Genomic DNA, 15,315 nt, shown 5'->3' with positions numbered 1-15,315 from the left:
CGTCTCTGTCTAGCGTCCATGGCCCTCTCACCGGGGCCATGGCAGGAGTTCCCTCATGCTTATTCAACGCATTTTTGCCTCGGTGCTTTTGCTGGCCTGTGCCGGCCTGGCACTGATGGCGTGGCCGTATCAGGCGGCTTTTTCCTACGAACCGGTGGGCCCTCGGGCGTTTCCATTGCTGATGCTCGGCCTGATGGGCCTGGCGCTGCTGTACATGGTGTTCCGCCCGGCACCGATCAAACACAGCGAGGACGAACCGCCGCTGGATCGCGAAACCCTGACCAAGATCGCGATCTGCGTCGCCTTGCTGCTGGTGTTCGCCGGTTTGTTCGAACCGCTGGGCTTCATCCTCAGCAGCATTCTGATCGGCATCCCGATGGCGCGCCTGTATGGCGGGCGCTGGGTGCCCAGCGTCATTGTCACGACGCTGATGGCGATTGGTTTGTACGTGTTGTTCGACCGCGTGATGGACGTACCGCTGCCCCTCGGCCTGCTCGACGTTCTGGAGAACTGATATGGATACTCTCGGTTATTTGGGTCAGGGCTTCGGCGTCGCGCTGAGTCCGTACAACCTGGTCACGGCCCTGACCGGCACGTTGATCGGCACCGTGGTCGGTCTGTTGCCGGGCCTGGGCCCGATCAATGGTGTGGCGTTGCTGATCCCGATCGCGTTCGCCCTCGGACTGCCGCCGGAATCTGCCCTGATCCTGCTGGCGGCGGTCTATCTGGGCTGCGAATACGGCGGCCGGATCAGCTCGATCCTGCTGAACATTCCGGGCGAAGCCTCCACCGTGATGACTACCCTCGACGGTTACCCGATGGCCCGCAAAGGCCTGGCCGGCGTGGCATTGTCGTTGTCGGCATGGAGTTCGTTCATCGGCGCCTTCATCGCCACCTGCGGCATGGTGCTGTTCGCCCCGCTGCTCGCGAAATGGGCGATTGCCTTCGGACCCGCGGAATATTTCGTACTGATGGTGTTCGCGATTGTCTGCCTCGGCGGCATGGCCGGTGACCGACCGGTGAAAACCTTTATCGCGGCATTGATCGGTCTGTTCCTGTCCAGCGTCGGCATCGACGCCAACAGCGGTGTTTACCGTTTCACCGGCGACAACATTCACCTGACTGACGGCATTCAGTTCGTGGTGCTGGTACTAGGCCTGTTCTCGGTCAGCGAAATCCTCCTGCTGCTGGAAAAAACCCATCGCGGCCAGGAAGCGGTGAAAGCCACCGGGCGGATGATGTTCAACTTCAAGGAAGCAGCGTCGGTGTTCGTGGTGAACATCCGTTGCGGCCTGCTCGGTTTCATCATGGGCGTGTTGCCGGGTGCCGGCGCGACCCTGGCCAGCGCCGTGGCCTACATGACCGAAAAACGCATCGCCGGTGCCAGCGGCAAGTTTGGTCAGGGCGACGCCCGCGGCCTCGCCGCACCGGAAACCGCCATCGGTGCCTCCGCTTGCGGCGCGCTGGTGCCGATGCTGACCCTCGGCGTTCCGGGTTCGGGCACCACGGCGGTGATGATCGGCGCCCTGTCGCTGTACAACATCACCCCCGGCCCGCTGCTGTTCCAGCAACAGCCGGACATCGTCTGGGGCCTGATCGCTTCGCTGTTCATCGCCAACATCATGCTGGTGATCCTGAACATCCCGATGATCCGCATCTTCACCCGTATCCTCGCCGTGCCGAATTGGGCTCTGGTGCCGGTCATCGCGATCATCACCGGGATCGGTGTGTACGCCGTACACGCGACCACATTCGACCTGTTCCTGATGGTCGGCATCGGCATCTTTGGCTACATCCTGCGCAAACTGGATTTCCCGCTGTCGCCAGTCCTGCTGGGGTTCATCCTCGGCGGGCTGATGGAGCAGAACCTGCGCCGGGCGCTGTCGATTTCCAACGGTGCGCTGGAAATCCTCTGGTCGAGTCCGATCACCTTCGGCGTCTGGGTGTTGACTGCCATCATGTTGCTGATGCCGCTGCTGCGCATCTGGCGCAAACGCTCGGCCGCGCAACGCGCCGTTGCCGATGTCTGATCGGCTCTCCCTCAAAACCTGGTGGGGAACCCCGCTGGTCGGTCTGCTTGGCGGCTACATCGCCAGCCAGATCGGCTGGCCGCTGCCGTGGATGGTCGGCTCGTTGCTGGCGATCATCCTGGTGCGCTGCCTGACCCCGTGGCAATTGGCTGAAATCCCTGGCGGCCGCAAGTGCGGCCAGTGGATCGTCGGGATCGGCATCGGCCTGCACTTCACCCCGCTGGTGATGGAGCAGGTGCTCGGCCACTTCGGCCTGATCTTCTTCGGCGCGCTGGTCACCAGCCTTTCGGCGGTGGTCGGCGTGTGGCTGATGCGCCGCACCGGCGAGGATCGCGCCACGGCATTTTTCTCCAGCATGCCCGGCGGCTCCGGCGAGATGGTCAACCTCGGCGCCCGCAACGGCGCGCTGCTCAGCCATGTCGCGGCCGGGCAGAGTCTGCGGGTATTGGTGGTGGTGTTGTGTGTTCCGGCGGCGTTCAAGTATCTGCTGGGTGACGGCACCCCGATTTCACACGCCGGCAGCGTCGATTGGCGCTGGCTGGCGATTCTTTTTCCGGCGGGTGGCTTGCTCGCCTGGCTCTGGCAACGTCTGCGTCAACCCAACCCTTGGCTGTTCGGTCCGCTGCTGGTCAGCGCGGCGGTGAGCATCGGCTGGGATCTGCACATCGGTTTGCCCAATGGCGGCAGTCAGATTGGCCAGTGGTTGATCGGCAGTGGGCTGGGTTGCCACTTCAACCGCCAGTTCTTCCGCCGCGCCCCGTCGTTCATGGGGCGCACATTGATCGGCACGGCGCTGACCATGTTGATCGCGACACTGGCGGCGTTGGGATTGAGTGCGCTGACCCATCTGGATCTGCGCTCGCTGACGTTGGGCATGATGCCCGGCGGGATCGCCGAGATGAGCCTGACGGCAGAGACCCTGCAACTGTCGGTGCCGCTGGTGACGGCAATGCAGGTGATGCGGTTGTTGTTTGTGCTGTTTCTGGCGGAACCGCTGTTCAAATACTGGAACCGCCAGCCCTGAGTTTCAGACTACCAACGGCAGGCGCCACTCGATCGGAGCTTCGCCGTTCTGCTCCAGGAATTTATTGGTGCGGCTGAAGTGCCCGCAACCGAGAAAGCCGCGATAGGCCGACAGCGGCGACGGGTGCACCGAGGTCAGCACCAGATGTTTGGTGGCATCGATCAGCTTCTGCTTGCTCTGCGCATGGGCGCCCCAGAGCATGAACACCAGATGCGGTTGTTTCTGGCTGACCACTTCAATGATCCGATCCGTGAAGAACTGCCAGCCCTTGTCCTTATGCGCATTGGCGTTGGCGCGTTCGACGGTCATGGTGGTGTTGAGCATCAACACGCCCTGATCGGCCCAGCTCTGCAGATAGCCGTGATTAGGGATGTCGATGTTCAGGTCGCGCTTCAACTCTTTATAGATGTTGACCAGCGATGGCGGCGCCGGCACGCCCGGTTGCACCGAGAAGCACAAGCCGTGGGCCTGGCCCGGGCCGTGGTATGGGTCCTGGCCGAGGATGACCACTTTTACCTTGTCCAGCGGCGTCGAGTTCAGCGCGTTGAAGATCATCGGGCCCGGCGGATAGATTTCCTTGCCGGCCGCCCGCTCCTGCTGCAGAAAAGTGCGCAACTCTGCCATGTAGGGCTGGTCGAATTCGGCACGCAGTGCCTCCTTCCAGCTCGGTTCGAGTTTGATACGGTCGTCAGCAGTCATGGTCATACCCGGCAAAAACAATGGGGCGAACCCTAGGAAAGCCGACCACGCTTGTCAATTGATCTGACGCAGATCCGGCACTTTCCCACACAGCGATCATACTGATCGTTCAAATTCCCGATCGAGGTCACGATGAATCTGCACTTCGAAGAACTCACCGGCACCGACGGCGCGCGCATCGGCGTGGCCACGCTGGATGCCGAAAAGTCGCTCAATGCGCTGTCCCTGCCGATGATCCACGCCCTGAGTGACAGACTGAACGCCTGGGCCAAGGATCCGCAAATCGTCTGCGTGCTACTGCGCGGCAACGGCGCCAAGGCCTTCTGCGCTGGCGGCGAAGTGCGCAGCCTGGTGGAAGCCTGTCGCGCCCATCCCGGCGAGGTGCCGCCGCTGGCCGCCCAGTTTTTCAACGCTGAATACCACCTGGACTACAGCCTGCACACCTATCCGAAACCGTTGATCTGCTGGGGACACGGATATGTGCTGGGCGGTGGCATGGGCCTCTTGCAAGGCGCGAGCATCCGGATCGTCACGCCGAGCAGTCGTCTGGCGATGCCGGAAATCAGCATCGGCCTGTACCCGGATGTCGGCGCCAGTTGGTTCCTCTCGCGGCTGCCGGGCAAGCTCGGTTTGTTCCTTGGCTTGACCGGCGCGCACATGAACGGTCGCGATGCGATTGATCTGGACCTGGCCGACCGCTTCCTGCTCGACGAACAGCAGCAGGAATTGATCGACGGCTTGTTGCAGTTGAACTGGCAGGAACAGACCGCCATGCAGCTCAACAGCCTGCTCAAGGCACTGCAGCAGGAAGCCGTGGCGCAGATGCCTGAGGCGCAATGGCTGCCGCGTCGGCAGCAGATCGATGAATGGCTGGATGTCAGCGACGTGATCTGCGCCTGGAAAGCCATCAGCCTGCATCGCGACAGCAGCGACCCGTTGATTGCCCGTGCCGCGAAAACCATGAGCGAAGGTTCGCCGCTTACCGCGCATCTGGTCTGGGAACAGATCATCCGCGCCCGCCACATGTCGCTGGCCGAAGTCTTTCAGATGGAATACACCCTGAGCCTCAATTGCTGCCGGCATCCGGAATTCAGCGAAGGGGTCCGGGCGCGGCTGATCGACAAGGATCAAAAACCGCACTGGCACTGGCCGGACATCGCCCGGGTGCCGGACGCGGTGGTCGAGGCGCACTTTCACAAGGTCTGGGAGGGGCGGCATCCGTTGGCGGATCTGTCGCAATACTAAAACCGATCATTGCCCGCGATGGCAGTCTCTTGAGCTCTGTCGCGGGAAGTTTGAGCCAGTTGCAAAACTATCTGCGATCAAACATTCAACTCGTAAAACGCGATTATTTCCTTCATTGCCCGCAACGCCTCTTCATCATTTCTCGGCAAGATATCCTCTACGTCCCGCAACGGAGGTAGAGGGTGCAAAAGCTCAGCGAGTTGATTCGCCGTGTAATTTTCAACAGCTCCCTCTTCTCCTTGAACGCTGATGAAGCTGATAGCGGCATCGCCTCCTGAAAAGTGTTCGGAGACACGAATCTTTGGCGACATGCCATAACTGACTACGATGACGAGATCATCCCGTTCACGGTGGAACTTTAGATGGTCAATGGACAGTCCGACTTCTGAAAAGTCTATACCGTCAGTTCCGCCACCGGCATTGACTACCAGATCTCGTCCGAGACCATCATATTTATACACATCATTACCCCCGCCACCGGACAAAGTGTCATTGCCCTGCCCACCGTAAAGCACATCATCGCCAGAGCCACCGCAAAGCAGATCATCGCCTTGCATCCCTCTTATTTCACCAGCGCCTCTGAGGGTGTCATTACCGCGACCGCCCACGAGGGGGAGAAAACGGTTGTCTCGAAAGGACTTAACCTGAGTAGCGTCCTGAACGTTGATGCCGTGATGATAAGTATCGGGAGCGATGCCTAATCGGCTAACGAGATCTTTAAAACTGATGCTCGACCCGTCAGAAAACCTCACCCGTTCAATACCGGAACCACCGATGTCATCCGGATTGGGCAAAACGATTCGTACTTTTTGAGTTCCGCCCCATTCGATATCGAGTGTGGTGTACAACATCTGGGCCCGAGGCGGTTGACGATGAGCGCTACGTGGTGGGGCGGGTGAGAGTTCGATATTTACCGTCTCAACCAACACAGCGCCCCAGGTTAGCTTCAACTTATCTGGTTTCGCCTCTTCCGGAAGAACGACGGTATCAATATCAAGCGCACCAAACTCTTCACTCCACCCGGAAGCGCCAACCTCAGGACTCGAAAAAACAGGGTTAAGCACGTCCGCAATAATGGTGGTTGCACCATCCTGCGCTTGAACTATGTAAGTGTCGGGGCCGTTTTCACCGTAAAGCCAATCTTCTCCCGATCCACTGATCAAATAATCGGCCCCCGCGGAGCCGAGCAGTGTGTCGTTGCCTGCGCCAGCTGATAAAAATGCGCCTGGGATCCTGTCGTTCACCCCGCCGTAATCAAGCACTGAACCAGCATGGGTAACCACCAAGTCATCTCCTGCACCGCCATGAAAGAGATTTCCCACTTCGAGATTTACCCTGCCGCCAGCGTCATTACCATGAACAACTTTATGCTTGATCGTTTGGGTAGTAGAGCCCCAGCGAAACGCTTTACGAACAGTTTCATGATTTTCAAAACTGCCAGCGGGATACACATACCAACCCTTAATGGCGCCCGAGTGGTCTATATCTTCGACTACAGCATCTCCCACGTTGAACGAGAACCCCGAATAACTGGAGCCAGATGGGTAATATTTTGGCTTTTGTTTCGGTAATTGCGCAGTTTCAGCTTTTACAAACTTGAACGTGGTTTTCGTTGCAGAAATTGACTGCCTTTCAGTCACCACGGCGTCAGCGGCAATCGCTCCCATCCACTCAGGTGTCTTGGAAAAGACCCCGGCTTCAACGTCCTCATGGATCAATTCGGCGCTGATGGCATAACCACTTTCGTCGGTAGCAATATGACTTCTAACCCAAACACCCTGATCGTTCAGTGCAAATCCTGATGCCTGCCTGTCCGCTGAGCGCTTTGCTTTCAGTTCCGAAAGAAAAAGGCTATCCCAGTCGATGTGACGACTGGTTTCACTACCTTCCCTCTCAGTAGAAGCGGCTAAGTCATCGGGCAGTGTCTGGACGACTGCTTCGCTCTCAATGTCCTGCATTTTTCCGGCATCGGGCACCGTAGCAATTGTCGCGGACGGATCTCTTACATCTACCGGTTGCACCGTTAATTTGATTACATCCTGGAAATTCAGGATCACGCCATCGTTGAACCTGAACGTCGAACCTGCCCATTTCTCATGGTGACGAATCAGAAGCGCGTCACCAATACCATTCGACAGCCGCAACGCCGTGCCCGCATCAAGATTAACGATCTTGGCTTGCAAGTTCTCCGCAGAAAATCCATCGCCAAAACTTACGACGTTGTTGCCACCTGTATCAGTAACAACATCCAGTCCATCGCCCACTCCGAAGTAGAAAACATCGTTGCCCTGCATCCCTTCCAGATAATCGTTGCCGGCGCCACCCTCAAACACGTTATCGCCAGGGCCGCCGCGCAAATAATCGACTCCCTCCCCGCCAACCAGCGTGTCGTTTCCGCCACCGCCCAGCAAAGTGTCGTTGCCTGAACCGCCATCAAGATAATCAGCGCCATGTTCTGCTTCGGATGTTTGCTCGTAGTCCCCCATCAAAAAGTCATCATCGGCACCGCCCAAAAGCGTATCGGCGCCCAAACCTCCCCAGAGCGTATCGTTTCCTGAATTACCTTGAATGTGGTCATCGTTGGTTCCGCCCGCTTTCAAGTTGGGCTCATCGCCATCCAGAGCGTCGGCGCCTGTCCCGCCTATCAGAGTGTCCGAACCACCCAAGCCACGGAGTGTGTCGTCACCCGCACCGCCATCGAGATAATCATCACCGTGGTAACGAATTGGGTGCTCATGGTAATCACCAACCAATTCGTCGTTACCGCTGCCACCGAAAAGTAAGTCATCCGCACCTCCGCCCCAGAGGGTATCGTCCCCCGCGCCGCCATCCAGAAAATCAATCCCGAAAAAATGCGCCGCATCACCCGAAATTCCTTGCAGTACGCTGTCATCTCCGTTCAGAACATCATTGCCAGCGCCACCGTACAGCACGTCGTTACCACCGTTGCCGGCTAGAGCGTCATCGCCATCGCCGCCCTGCAAAAAATCGTTGCCATGGTGGCTGCCGTGGAGACCGCCACCCCAATCGAGGTTGTCTCCAAACAATGTGTCATCGCCACTCCCGCCAGCCAGCGTGTCATTACCTCCCTCCCCGGCCAACGTGTCGTCTTCACTTCCGCCGTCAAGCAGATCATCTCCCCAGCCTCCATTGATAAAGTCCCGGCCCCCTTGGCCATAGAGAACGTCATTGCCCCCCTCCAAGGGTTGGTTCAAAGAGGAGTTCTCGAAGACGGTACGAAAGCTAGTGACTCCACCGGGGATTTGAACGTTGATTTGCTTGTATTCCCAATTTTGCTCATGTGCGCCCGTTGCTTCATCACCGGATAAATTGTCATCACCAGCTCCCCCGACCAAGGTATCTCGACCGATCCCGCCGAGCAGCACGTCTCGCGAGGCAGTGCCGACAAGCAGGTCATCACCCTGCCCACCATCCAGCCAGTCGCCACGGCTGGCCTTTCCCTTTGTTGCATCGGCAAAGGCATTTTCCAGCGTCGACTGCTTGTCACCGAATAAACGGTCATTGCCGTACTTGCCGAACAATCGATCAGACCCGCCAAGACCAACGATGAGGTCATCCTTCGGTGATCCATAAAGCAGGTCGGCTTTGTTCCTCTGCTTAACATTGGGCAAATGCACGGCGTTGCCCAACTCATCGTAAGAAGGCTGATCTCCGCGAACATTTGGGTCGTTATCTTTAACTTTCCAGTCGCCTTGAAGGACCAGGTCGGGGACGGAGAGGGTCTGGCTTTGGTAATCAGGAAGATCAATGCCGAGCATCCCTGGCTTGAAATTCTTTACGACGATGAGATCACTCAGTCCGTATTTAATGTTCAGCGTGTTTTCAGCCAGATCTTCAATGAGCGTCAAGCTGATGGCTCGATCTTCCGTAAGCCAGATATTGCTGAGCGGAGCACTGCGTTCGAGAGGTGGGATCGGAAGTCCATTTATCAGCAACGCGCCCCCAACGTCCGCATCAAAAATTTCGTCGACTCCATCTCCGCTGGAGAACTCGTATCGATCGTTACCCGGCCCGCCAGTGAGAGAGTCGTTACCCTTACCACCCACCAAAACATCATCACCAACCATCCCGTGCAACGCGTCATTCCCATCGCCTCCACTCAAAAAGTCGTTACCGCGAGCCCCCTGGATAAAATCATTACCGGAAAGTCCGCTGATTGAATCGTTGCCGCCACCGCCGTAAAGATGATCGGTATTCGTTCCGCCACCAAATGATCGTCCGCCGTCATCACCAAACATGACCAGAGGGTTTGAGACGCCTGTGGTCATCGGGGCCTGTCTGCCTGAAGCCAAATCCGAATAGGAAAAGGTCTGGACAGTGTTTCGACCGAACGATCCATTGGTTCGGGAAATCAGCCGGGCCAGCATTTCAGAACGATCGGCAAGCCACTGCTCAGTGATGAAACCCTCCCCCGTTTCGGGATCGTAAAGCTCCAGTTCGCGTCCGGAGAAACCGTCGGCCCGCTCAATCACTATTTCGCTTAGTTGCTTGAGGGAATTGCGTAATGCGGCGCCGATTGGCGTTGCCTGACTGGCCAACGTTGCCCAGTCCTTGGCACTGCCATACTCGCCAATGGTTCTGGTAACGATGCTTTGCGATTGAGACGGAGAAAGTGCGGAGAAAAATGTGTAGGCATTGGAGGCGAAGGTTTCGTCGGTGGTAGGCGTGGCGGCCGAGTTTCCGTCGTAGGTTCGCCTGAGCATGTCAAAGAAATCATTCAGGTTATATCGCAATATCAGGCTGACAATAGGTGAGATGGGCGTACCTTTCACCACATGCTGAATCAGCGGATTGATGCTGCCACTGGCAAGAGCGATGTTTATCTGTTCGGGCAGGACTGAAAACAGGCTTTCAACCATATTCGACCCGAAGTTTTTAATCACTGCCTGCAATGCAACACTGTATGAGTCCACGGAAAACAGAATATTCTTTAGGTCATCGAGCCTATTGAACTTGGCGAGGTCATGATTACCTTTGATGTGGGAATCCGGATCACCGGCGGAGATCAATCGCCAGGTTTCATAGGGTCTTTCTCCACCCAGCAGGCTAAAGCCGATTGTTCCAGACCATCCCGCATTACGACTGGTAGCTGTATCAATGTCACCAACATCTTCACGAAATAATACTTTACCAATAGCGCTCGCATCGATTGCTGCAATTTGGCTTATGGAGGGCACAGCCCATGGCGCCAAATCATGTTCAACGGACCCTTTTATCAGCGCGTTCATGAAATTGACAGCCACCTGATTAGATGACTCTTGCATCTTGAAATCGCTAAACTTTTTATTTAGCCTCAACTCCCCCTGCCGCAGGGTGTAGGCTCGGATCAACGTAGAGTAAGCGCCCACCCCGCCATTCGCATCAATTGCTACATCGAGCCAGAGTTTGGCATTTTTAAAAATGCCCATTACGTTCTCATCGAACGCAGAACAATCTAAAAACTTTTCACCCAAAATATTTGACAATGCGCGGTAAAGTACAGCACAGTTTCGCCCCTCTACCGCCACAGCACGATACTCTTGCCGCTCGACATTGAATTCCATCCCATCACAAACATTTGCAGCCTGCAAAATTGCCGTCTTTTCCAAATCGCTGAATATATAAGTCACATTTACTTCCCTGTAATAATTGAACGTGAAAGATAGTCACTAACAGACTTAAGCGCTTCAGGAGCACCCCGTAATCCTTCTGTACCCAAATGTATACGGCCATCCCCACCTGCAAAGTCAAAACTATGCAACTCGACCGTACAGTACGCACGCAAACTGCCAAACTCCAAATTCTCCAACTGTTCCTTATTCATTTTCAGAAGATATGCTTTACTCAAACCACTGGCCGAAGCTTTAGATTCTGGCGAATTTAAACCATCACAATTTATCGTCCGTGGTGTTCCATCACGCCGGCGCCAGTCGTGCATAACAAACGTTCGAACAGAGAATTCATTTTTGATACTGGGTGGTGATGCGGTAAGCCAAAGTTCCAGGCCTGGGTAGTTCTTCAGCTTTACAACCAGCTCATCCGGCCAATCCCCATGCCGTCCGCCCATATTGTGCGGTTCCGTGGTATCCCTTCTGGTGTAAAGCCTGGCGGTAACGTGGTAATGCGTCCAGCTGGTGGGTGGTTCTACCCCAAGAGTTTCATATACAGGAACCAGTTCTTTTCCCGTCCACCAGAATGACCCATCAAGAAGATCGGCAATACAGGAACCGTCGCTCCTTAATGTCGATCCAAAATAGAACCCGGGAATCCTTGTACGATCCAGCAGGCTGCCGCCAAGTATCGGGACCTGCTCCATACCCGCCAGCTTCCTGCTGCATTCCCCTTGTTTCTTCTGATAAATCTCCCGCGCCTCTGCGGCCTCCTCCCATCGGATACAGAAATCAACGACCCAATAACAGATCGCTAGTAACACTCCATATTTAATCCCCCTTCTGCACTGGCGAAAAACTTCCTTGCGAGACATCTTAAGCATTTCAAATCTCCATTTTAAAATGACCAATCACATCACTCGAAACAACTCACCTCATCAACTCCTTAAACACTTCAAAGTAACCGCTTACTCCTTTAACCACATCGAATTCGCTTGCCTTCAACCTCGCCGCATCCTTCATAGACTCAAAACCACCGAAAGACTTTAAAACCCTGCACACTGCCGTGGCGATTTCCTCAGCGTCAAAAAAGCCCACAAGTATCCCGTTAAATCCATCTTCGATAACTTCCTGCACGGGAGCGGTATTTGAACCTACGACAACACAGCCAGATGCCATTGCTTCCAACAGAGACCAGGACAAAACAAATGGATATGTCAAATACACGTGAGCTTTTGAAAGACTCAGAACCGATCTGTATGTTTGATAAGGCAACTTCCCAACAAAGTGAACATTGGAAATATCAATATCCACCTCCGCGACCATCTTGCTTCGCCAGTTGGGGTATCCAATGGGCATCCGCCCATAACTGACATCATCCCCACCCACTACAATGACCTGCTCGCTCGGGCACTTTTCCTGAATATAGGGAATGGATCTCATAAAACTATGAAAGCCTCGGTACGGCTCGAGGTTTCTGGCGACATAAGTCACGATAGGCTGACCTGTTCTTAACACGCGACCACTCGGCAGAGTTACAGATTCGACCTTTTCCGACTCTGCAAATTGAACAACCCCTTCATGAATGACGCGAATTTTAGACTGATATACTTTCGGAAAAAGACCGCGCTGCCATTGTGTAGGTGCAATCCCGACATCACACTGCTCGACATTCACAAGATGCATCGAATTCAAGACTCTAAGCCTTGAAGACGCATCCATCGCACAGGGAAATTCAGGATCGAAACCAGAGTCTGCCTCACGCGCTCGGTAATAGTACTCACAGAAATGAACTAGCGGCACATCGGGGTAAACATCTTTGACGAATAGCGTTTCACCCCACCCAGGATGGGCAAGAACTACATCAGGCCGAAAGCCTGCCTGGCTGAGTCTCTTCAATATTCGTTGAACTTGTTGCCCGTCCGAAACAGCCTCTTCATATCTGTACAAATAGTTATGAACGCCATTAATCATCTTCCTTGATGGTCGATATCGAAATAACTTTACCCCGGCAATACCTGGCGCTGTATCGCGCCCAATTGCAATGACGCCCAGACGCCTGCGCAATGCGTCCAACGCCACATGACGAAACTGACCGGGAAAATTCTGATGAATGATAAGAAGATTCATATCCGAGCAATATCCCGCGCTTATACACCTCCATGAAATTGAAGTTTTTCAACATCAACATGTGCATACAAACGCTAACAAATGCCCAGAAATAAAACTGTAGGAGGGTTCCGAGAACCCCCTAGGAGATGGTGCGAAACCACACCAACGCAAAAAACAGGCACAAAAAAAGCGGCGCTCAATGCGCCGCTTTTTTGCGGGGGGTTACCAGCGGTTGCCGTGTCGGTTGTAGTCGCCGCGTCCACTGTGACGGTCGTAGTTGCCACGACCCCGGCGGTCATCCCAGCCACTGCGACGGTGGTCGTCCCAGCGTCCGCGATCATGACCGTGCCAGCGACGGTTCTCGTAGTAGCGCGGGGCCGGTTGGTAGTAACGAGGCGCCGAGTAATAGCGTGGAGCCGGTTGGTAATAGCGTGGTGCAGGCTGGTAGTAGCGCGGCGCCGAATAATACGTGCTGCCGCCGGTGTAATAAGTGCCACCGCTGTAATACGAAGGTGCCTGCGATGTGTAGACCTCTGAGCTGTAGTAGCCATCTCCGTAGGAATAAGGGACGCATCCGCCAAGGGAAAAAAGCATCACGGTAAACAGAAGAATTCGGCGATACATGGCGGCCTCCTGGACCGCGGGTAGCCACACCAGCGACGCTGGCAGGCGTCAGTCTTTCATTCGGCGACTGACGGAATATCTGACAGCGATTTCGGCATCCGGTGCGTTTCTGCAACAACTTGAAACAAGTGATTCATGAAACCTTGTTCATGCAGAAACGCCGTCATTCAGCCGCTGATTAGTGGTGCCCACCGTGGTATCCGCCGCCGTGATAACCCCGTCCGTAGCCGCCGCGATAGCCATGGCCGCCGTAGTAATAGCGGGCGCCACCGTAGTAGCGCGGACCGTAATAACCACCGTAGTAATAGGGCGAGTAATAGCCGGGATAGTAATAGGGCGTGGAGTAAACATCGTAGCCGCCGGCGTAGTAGTAACAGCCGGACAGCCCTAGACCGAGCACTGCTCCCAGCAGCACCCGACGTAGCAATTTTGAAATACGCATGGCGGCCTCCTGAAAGACCTGTGACAGCAGTCGGCACAGACCGGCTGACATCAGATTTGACTGGCTGACCGCTACCGAGTGCCCAACCCTCAGGGGCTTCGGATCAGCGGCAGCGGACGCTGCATGACGGTGCAACCGCGCACCAACACAAAGCGCCCACAGGCGTTCGCCATCCGCCGTAACGTCACGAAAGCCCGTAACAGAGCGCCCGACCCGACTTGGCACGCCTCTCGCTTTAGCAAACCCGTGCAGGAGTCATCACAGGTTCGCGGCACCACAATTTGCAATGGCTGACTAGGGTTCCGGCTCGCATCTGCGAGTGGCTGGTCCGAGAGTTGGCGACCTCCAGTTGAGGTTACACGGCGGGACAAAAGCCCGGGAGACAAGCCACCGTTCGCGGTGCCGCGTTGCCTTCCTGTCCGCCCTCGATCAACTGGAGAAGCCACCATGTCCCGACCACGTTTGCCCGCCCTGCTCGCCGCCGCGTTCGCCGCGCTCATCAGCACTCAATCCCCCGCCGCGCAGAAAGACCACTTCAGTGTCTGCTGGACGATCTATGCCGGCTGGATGCCATGGGAATACGCCGGCAGCCAGGGCATCGTCGATAAATGGGCGAAGAAGTACGGGATCAAGATTGATGTCGTGCAACTCAACGATTACGTCGAGTCGATCAACCAGTACACCGCTGGCCAGTTCGACGGCTGCACCATGACCAACATGGATGCCCTCACCATTCCGGCCGCTGGCGGCGTCGACAGCACCGCGCTGATCGTCAGCGATTTCTCCAACGGCAACGACGGCATCGTCCTCAAGGGTGACGGCAAGAAAGTCGCCGACCTGAAAGGCATGGACGTCAACCTGGTCGAACTGTCGGTCTCGCATTACCTGCTGGCCCGCGCGCTGGACTCGGTCGACCTGACCGAGAAAGACCTGAAAGTGGTCAACACCTCCGACGCCGACATTTCCGCCGCCTTCAACACCGAGCAGGTCAACGCCGTCACCACCTGGAACCCGATGCTCTCGGACATCAAAGCCAAACCCGGGGTGACCGAAGTCTTCAACTCCAGCCAGATCCCCGGCGAAATCATGGACATGATGGTGGTCAACAGCACCACCCTCAAAGACAACCCGGCCCTGGGCAAGGCGCTGACCGGCGCGTGGTTCGAAGTGGTCGAGTTGATGAACGCGAAGAACGCGGCGAGCAAAGCCGCGCTGGAGCACATGGCCAAAGCCTCGGGCACCGACCTGGCCGGATTCCAGGCGCAACTGGACACCACCAAACTGTTCGCCACACCGAAAGAAGCCCTGGCGTTCGCCACCAGCAAGCAACTGCCGGAAACCATGCGCAGGGTCGCCGAGTTCTCGTTCCAGCACGGTTTGCTCGGTGAAGGCGCGAAAGACACCAGCGCGGTCGGCATGGCATTCGCCAACGGCGTGACCAGCGGCGACACCGGCAACCTCAAGCTGCGTTTCGATCCGACCTACGTGCAGATGGCCGCTGACGCCAAGCTGTAAGATACGGAGGATTTG

Annotated in this window: 11 protein-coding genes and 1 riboswitch; of the genes, 5 read left to right on the top strand and 6 right to left on the bottom strand. The window is 56.1% G+C overall.

The genetic code is table 11. From position 1 onward, the window contains the following. The first annotated feature begins 55 nt into the window (after positions 1 to 55). Genes CAG25_RS11795 through CAG25_RS11785 form a run of 3 tightly spaced genes read left to right on the top strand, consistent with a single transcriptional unit; the run spans position 56 to position 3,054 of the window. On the top strand, positions 56 to 514 hold the full coding sequence (locus CAG25_RS11795; RefSeq protein WP_039772692.1) for a tripartite tricarboxylate transporter TctB family protein: 459 nt from the start codon (positions 56 to 58) through the stop codon (positions 512 to 514). Position 515: 1 nt separating this feature from the next. Then, complete coding sequence (locus CAG25_RS11790) at positions 516 to 2,030, top strand: tripartite tricarboxylate transporter permease (RefSeq protein WP_011332894.1); 1,515 nt, start codon at positions 516 to 518, stop codon at positions 2,028 to 2,030. Then, positions 2,023 to 3,054: an AbrB family transcriptional regulator gene (locus tag CAG25_RS11785; protein WP_085611616.1), complete on the top strand. Its 1,032-nt coding sequence runs from the start codon at positions 2,023 to 2,025 to the stop codon at positions 3,052 to 3,054. Before CAG25_RS11790 ends, CAG25_RS11785 begins: the two co-directional genes overlap by 8 nt. Positions 3,055 to 3,057: 3 nt before the next feature. Here the strand turns inward: CAG25_RS11785 and ung are convergent, their stop codons facing one another. After that, positions 3,058 to 3,753: a uracil-DNA glycosylase gene (ung, locus tag CAG25_RS11780; RefSeq protein ID WP_085611659.1), complete on the bottom strand. Its 696-nt coding sequence runs from the start codon at positions 3,751 to 3,753 to the stop codon at positions 3,058 to 3,060. 132 nt (positions 3,754 to 3,885) lie between these two features. On the opposite strand from ung, the gene CAG25_RS11775 reads away from it, so the two are divergent. Next, entirely contained in the window at positions 3,886 to 4,998 is a 1,113-nt protein-coding gene (locus CAG25_RS11775; protein WP_085611617.1) for an enoyl-CoA hydratase/isomerase family protein, read from the top strand. 77 nt (positions 4,999 to 5,075) lie between these two features. Here CAG25_RS11775 and CAG25_RS11770 read toward each other — a convergent pair whose 3' ends face one another. From CAG25_RS11770 to CAG25_RS11750, 5 genes are all read right to left on the bottom strand, one after another. Further along, positions 5,076 to 10,628, bottom strand: a complete 5,553-nt coding sequence (locus tag CAG25_RS11770) for a calcium-binding protein (protein WP_085611618.1) — start codon at positions 10,626 to 10,628, stop codon at positions 5,076 to 5,078. A 2-nt stretch (positions 10,629 to 10,630) separates the two neighbouring features. Next, a complete protein-coding gene (locus tag CAG25_RS11765) occupies positions 10,631 to 11,491 on the bottom strand; it encodes a hypothetical protein (RefSeq protein WP_085611619.1) in 861 nt (286 codons plus the stop codon). Between the two features lie 46 nt (positions 11,492 to 11,537). Next, positions 11,538 to 12,737 carry a glycosyltransferase family 4 protein gene (locus CAG25_RS11760; protein ID WP_085611620.1) on the bottom strand — a complete coding sequence of 400 codons (1,200 nt, stop codon included), beginning with the start codon at positions 12,735 to 12,737 and terminating at the stop codon, positions 11,538 to 11,540. 204 nt (positions 12,738 to 12,941) lie between these two features. Continuing rightward, a complete protein-coding gene (locus CAG25_RS11755) occupies positions 12,942 to 13,343 on the bottom strand; it encodes a hypothetical protein (RefSeq protein WP_085611621.1) in 402 nt (133 codons plus the stop codon). A 178-nt stretch (positions 13,344 to 13,521) separates the two neighbouring features. Further along, positions 13,522 to 13,785, bottom strand: coding sequence for a hypothetical protein (locus tag CAG25_RS11750; RefSeq protein ID WP_064383076.1), 264 nt, complete (start codon positions 13,783 to 13,785; stop codon positions 13,522 to 13,524). Positions 13,786 to 14,068: 283 nt separating this feature from the next. After that, positions 14,069 to 14,169, top strand: a riboswitch (guanidine-I (ykkC/yxkD leader). A 63-nt stretch (positions 14,170 to 14,232) separates the two neighbouring features. On the opposite strand from CAG25_RS11750, the gene CAG25_RS11745 reads away from it, so the two are divergent. Continuing rightward, positions 14,233 to 15,300 carry a putative urea ABC transporter substrate-binding protein gene (locus CAG25_RS11745; RefSeq protein ID WP_085611622.1) on the top strand — a complete coding sequence of 356 codons (1,068 nt, stop codon included), beginning with the start codon at positions 14,233 to 14,235 and terminating at the stop codon, positions 15,298 to 15,300. Positions 15,301 to 15,315 lie beyond the last annotated feature (15 nt).

Source organism: Pseudomonas sp. B16(2017), assembly GCF_002113205.1.
Taxonomy (GTDB): Bacteria; Pseudomonadota; Gammaproteobacteria; order Pseudomonadales; family Pseudomonadaceae; genus Aquipseudomonas; species Aquipseudomonas pharyngis.
The sequence above is the reverse complement of the archived record's forward strand: the minus strand, read 5'-3'. Positions and strand labels throughout refer to the sequence as shown.

What these genes read in the sequence shown, in the direction of transcription:
- CAG25_RS11795 (WP_039772692.1), top strand. Translation starts at nt 56, where the DNA reads ATGCTTATTCAACGCATTTTTGCCTCGGTGCTTTTGCTGGCCTGTGCC.
- CAG25_RS11790 (WP_011332894.1), top strand. Translation starts at nt 516, where the DNA reads ATGGATACTCTCGGTTATTTGGGTCAGGGCTTCGGCGTCGCGCTGAGT.
- CAG25_RS11785 (WP_085611616.1), top strand. Translation starts at nt 2,023, where the DNA reads ATGTCTGATCGGCTCTCCCTCAAAACCTGGTGGGGAACCCCGCTGGTC.
- ung (WP_085611659.1), bottom strand. Translation starts at nt 3,753, where the DNA reads ATGACTGCTGACGACCGTATCAAACTCGAACCGAGCTGGAAGGAGGCA.
- CAG25_RS11775 (WP_085611617.1), top strand. Translation starts at nt 3,886, where the DNA reads ATGAATCTGCACTTCGAAGAACTCACCGGCACCGACGGCGCGCGCATC.
- CAG25_RS11765 (WP_085611619.1), bottom strand. Translation starts at nt 11,491, where the DNA reads ATGCTTAAGATGTCTCGCAAGGAAGTTTTTCGCCAGTGCAGAAGGGGG.
- CAG25_RS11760 (WP_085611620.1), bottom strand. Translation starts at nt 12,737, where the DNA reads ATGAATCTTCTTATCATTCATCAGAATTTTCCCGGTCAGTTTCGTCAT.
- CAG25_RS11755 (WP_085611621.1), bottom strand. Translation starts at nt 13,343, where the DNA reads ATGTATCGCCGAATTCTTCTGTTTACCGTGATGCTTTTTTCCCTTGGC.
- CAG25_RS11750 (WP_064383076.1), bottom strand. Translation starts at nt 13,785, where the DNA reads ATGCGTATTTCAAAATTGCTACGTCGGGTGCTGCTGGGAGCAGTGCTC.
- CAG25_RS11745 (WP_085611622.1), top strand. Translation starts at nt 14,233, where the DNA reads ATGTCCCGACCACGTTTGCCCGCCCTGCTCGCCGCCGCGTTCGCCGCG.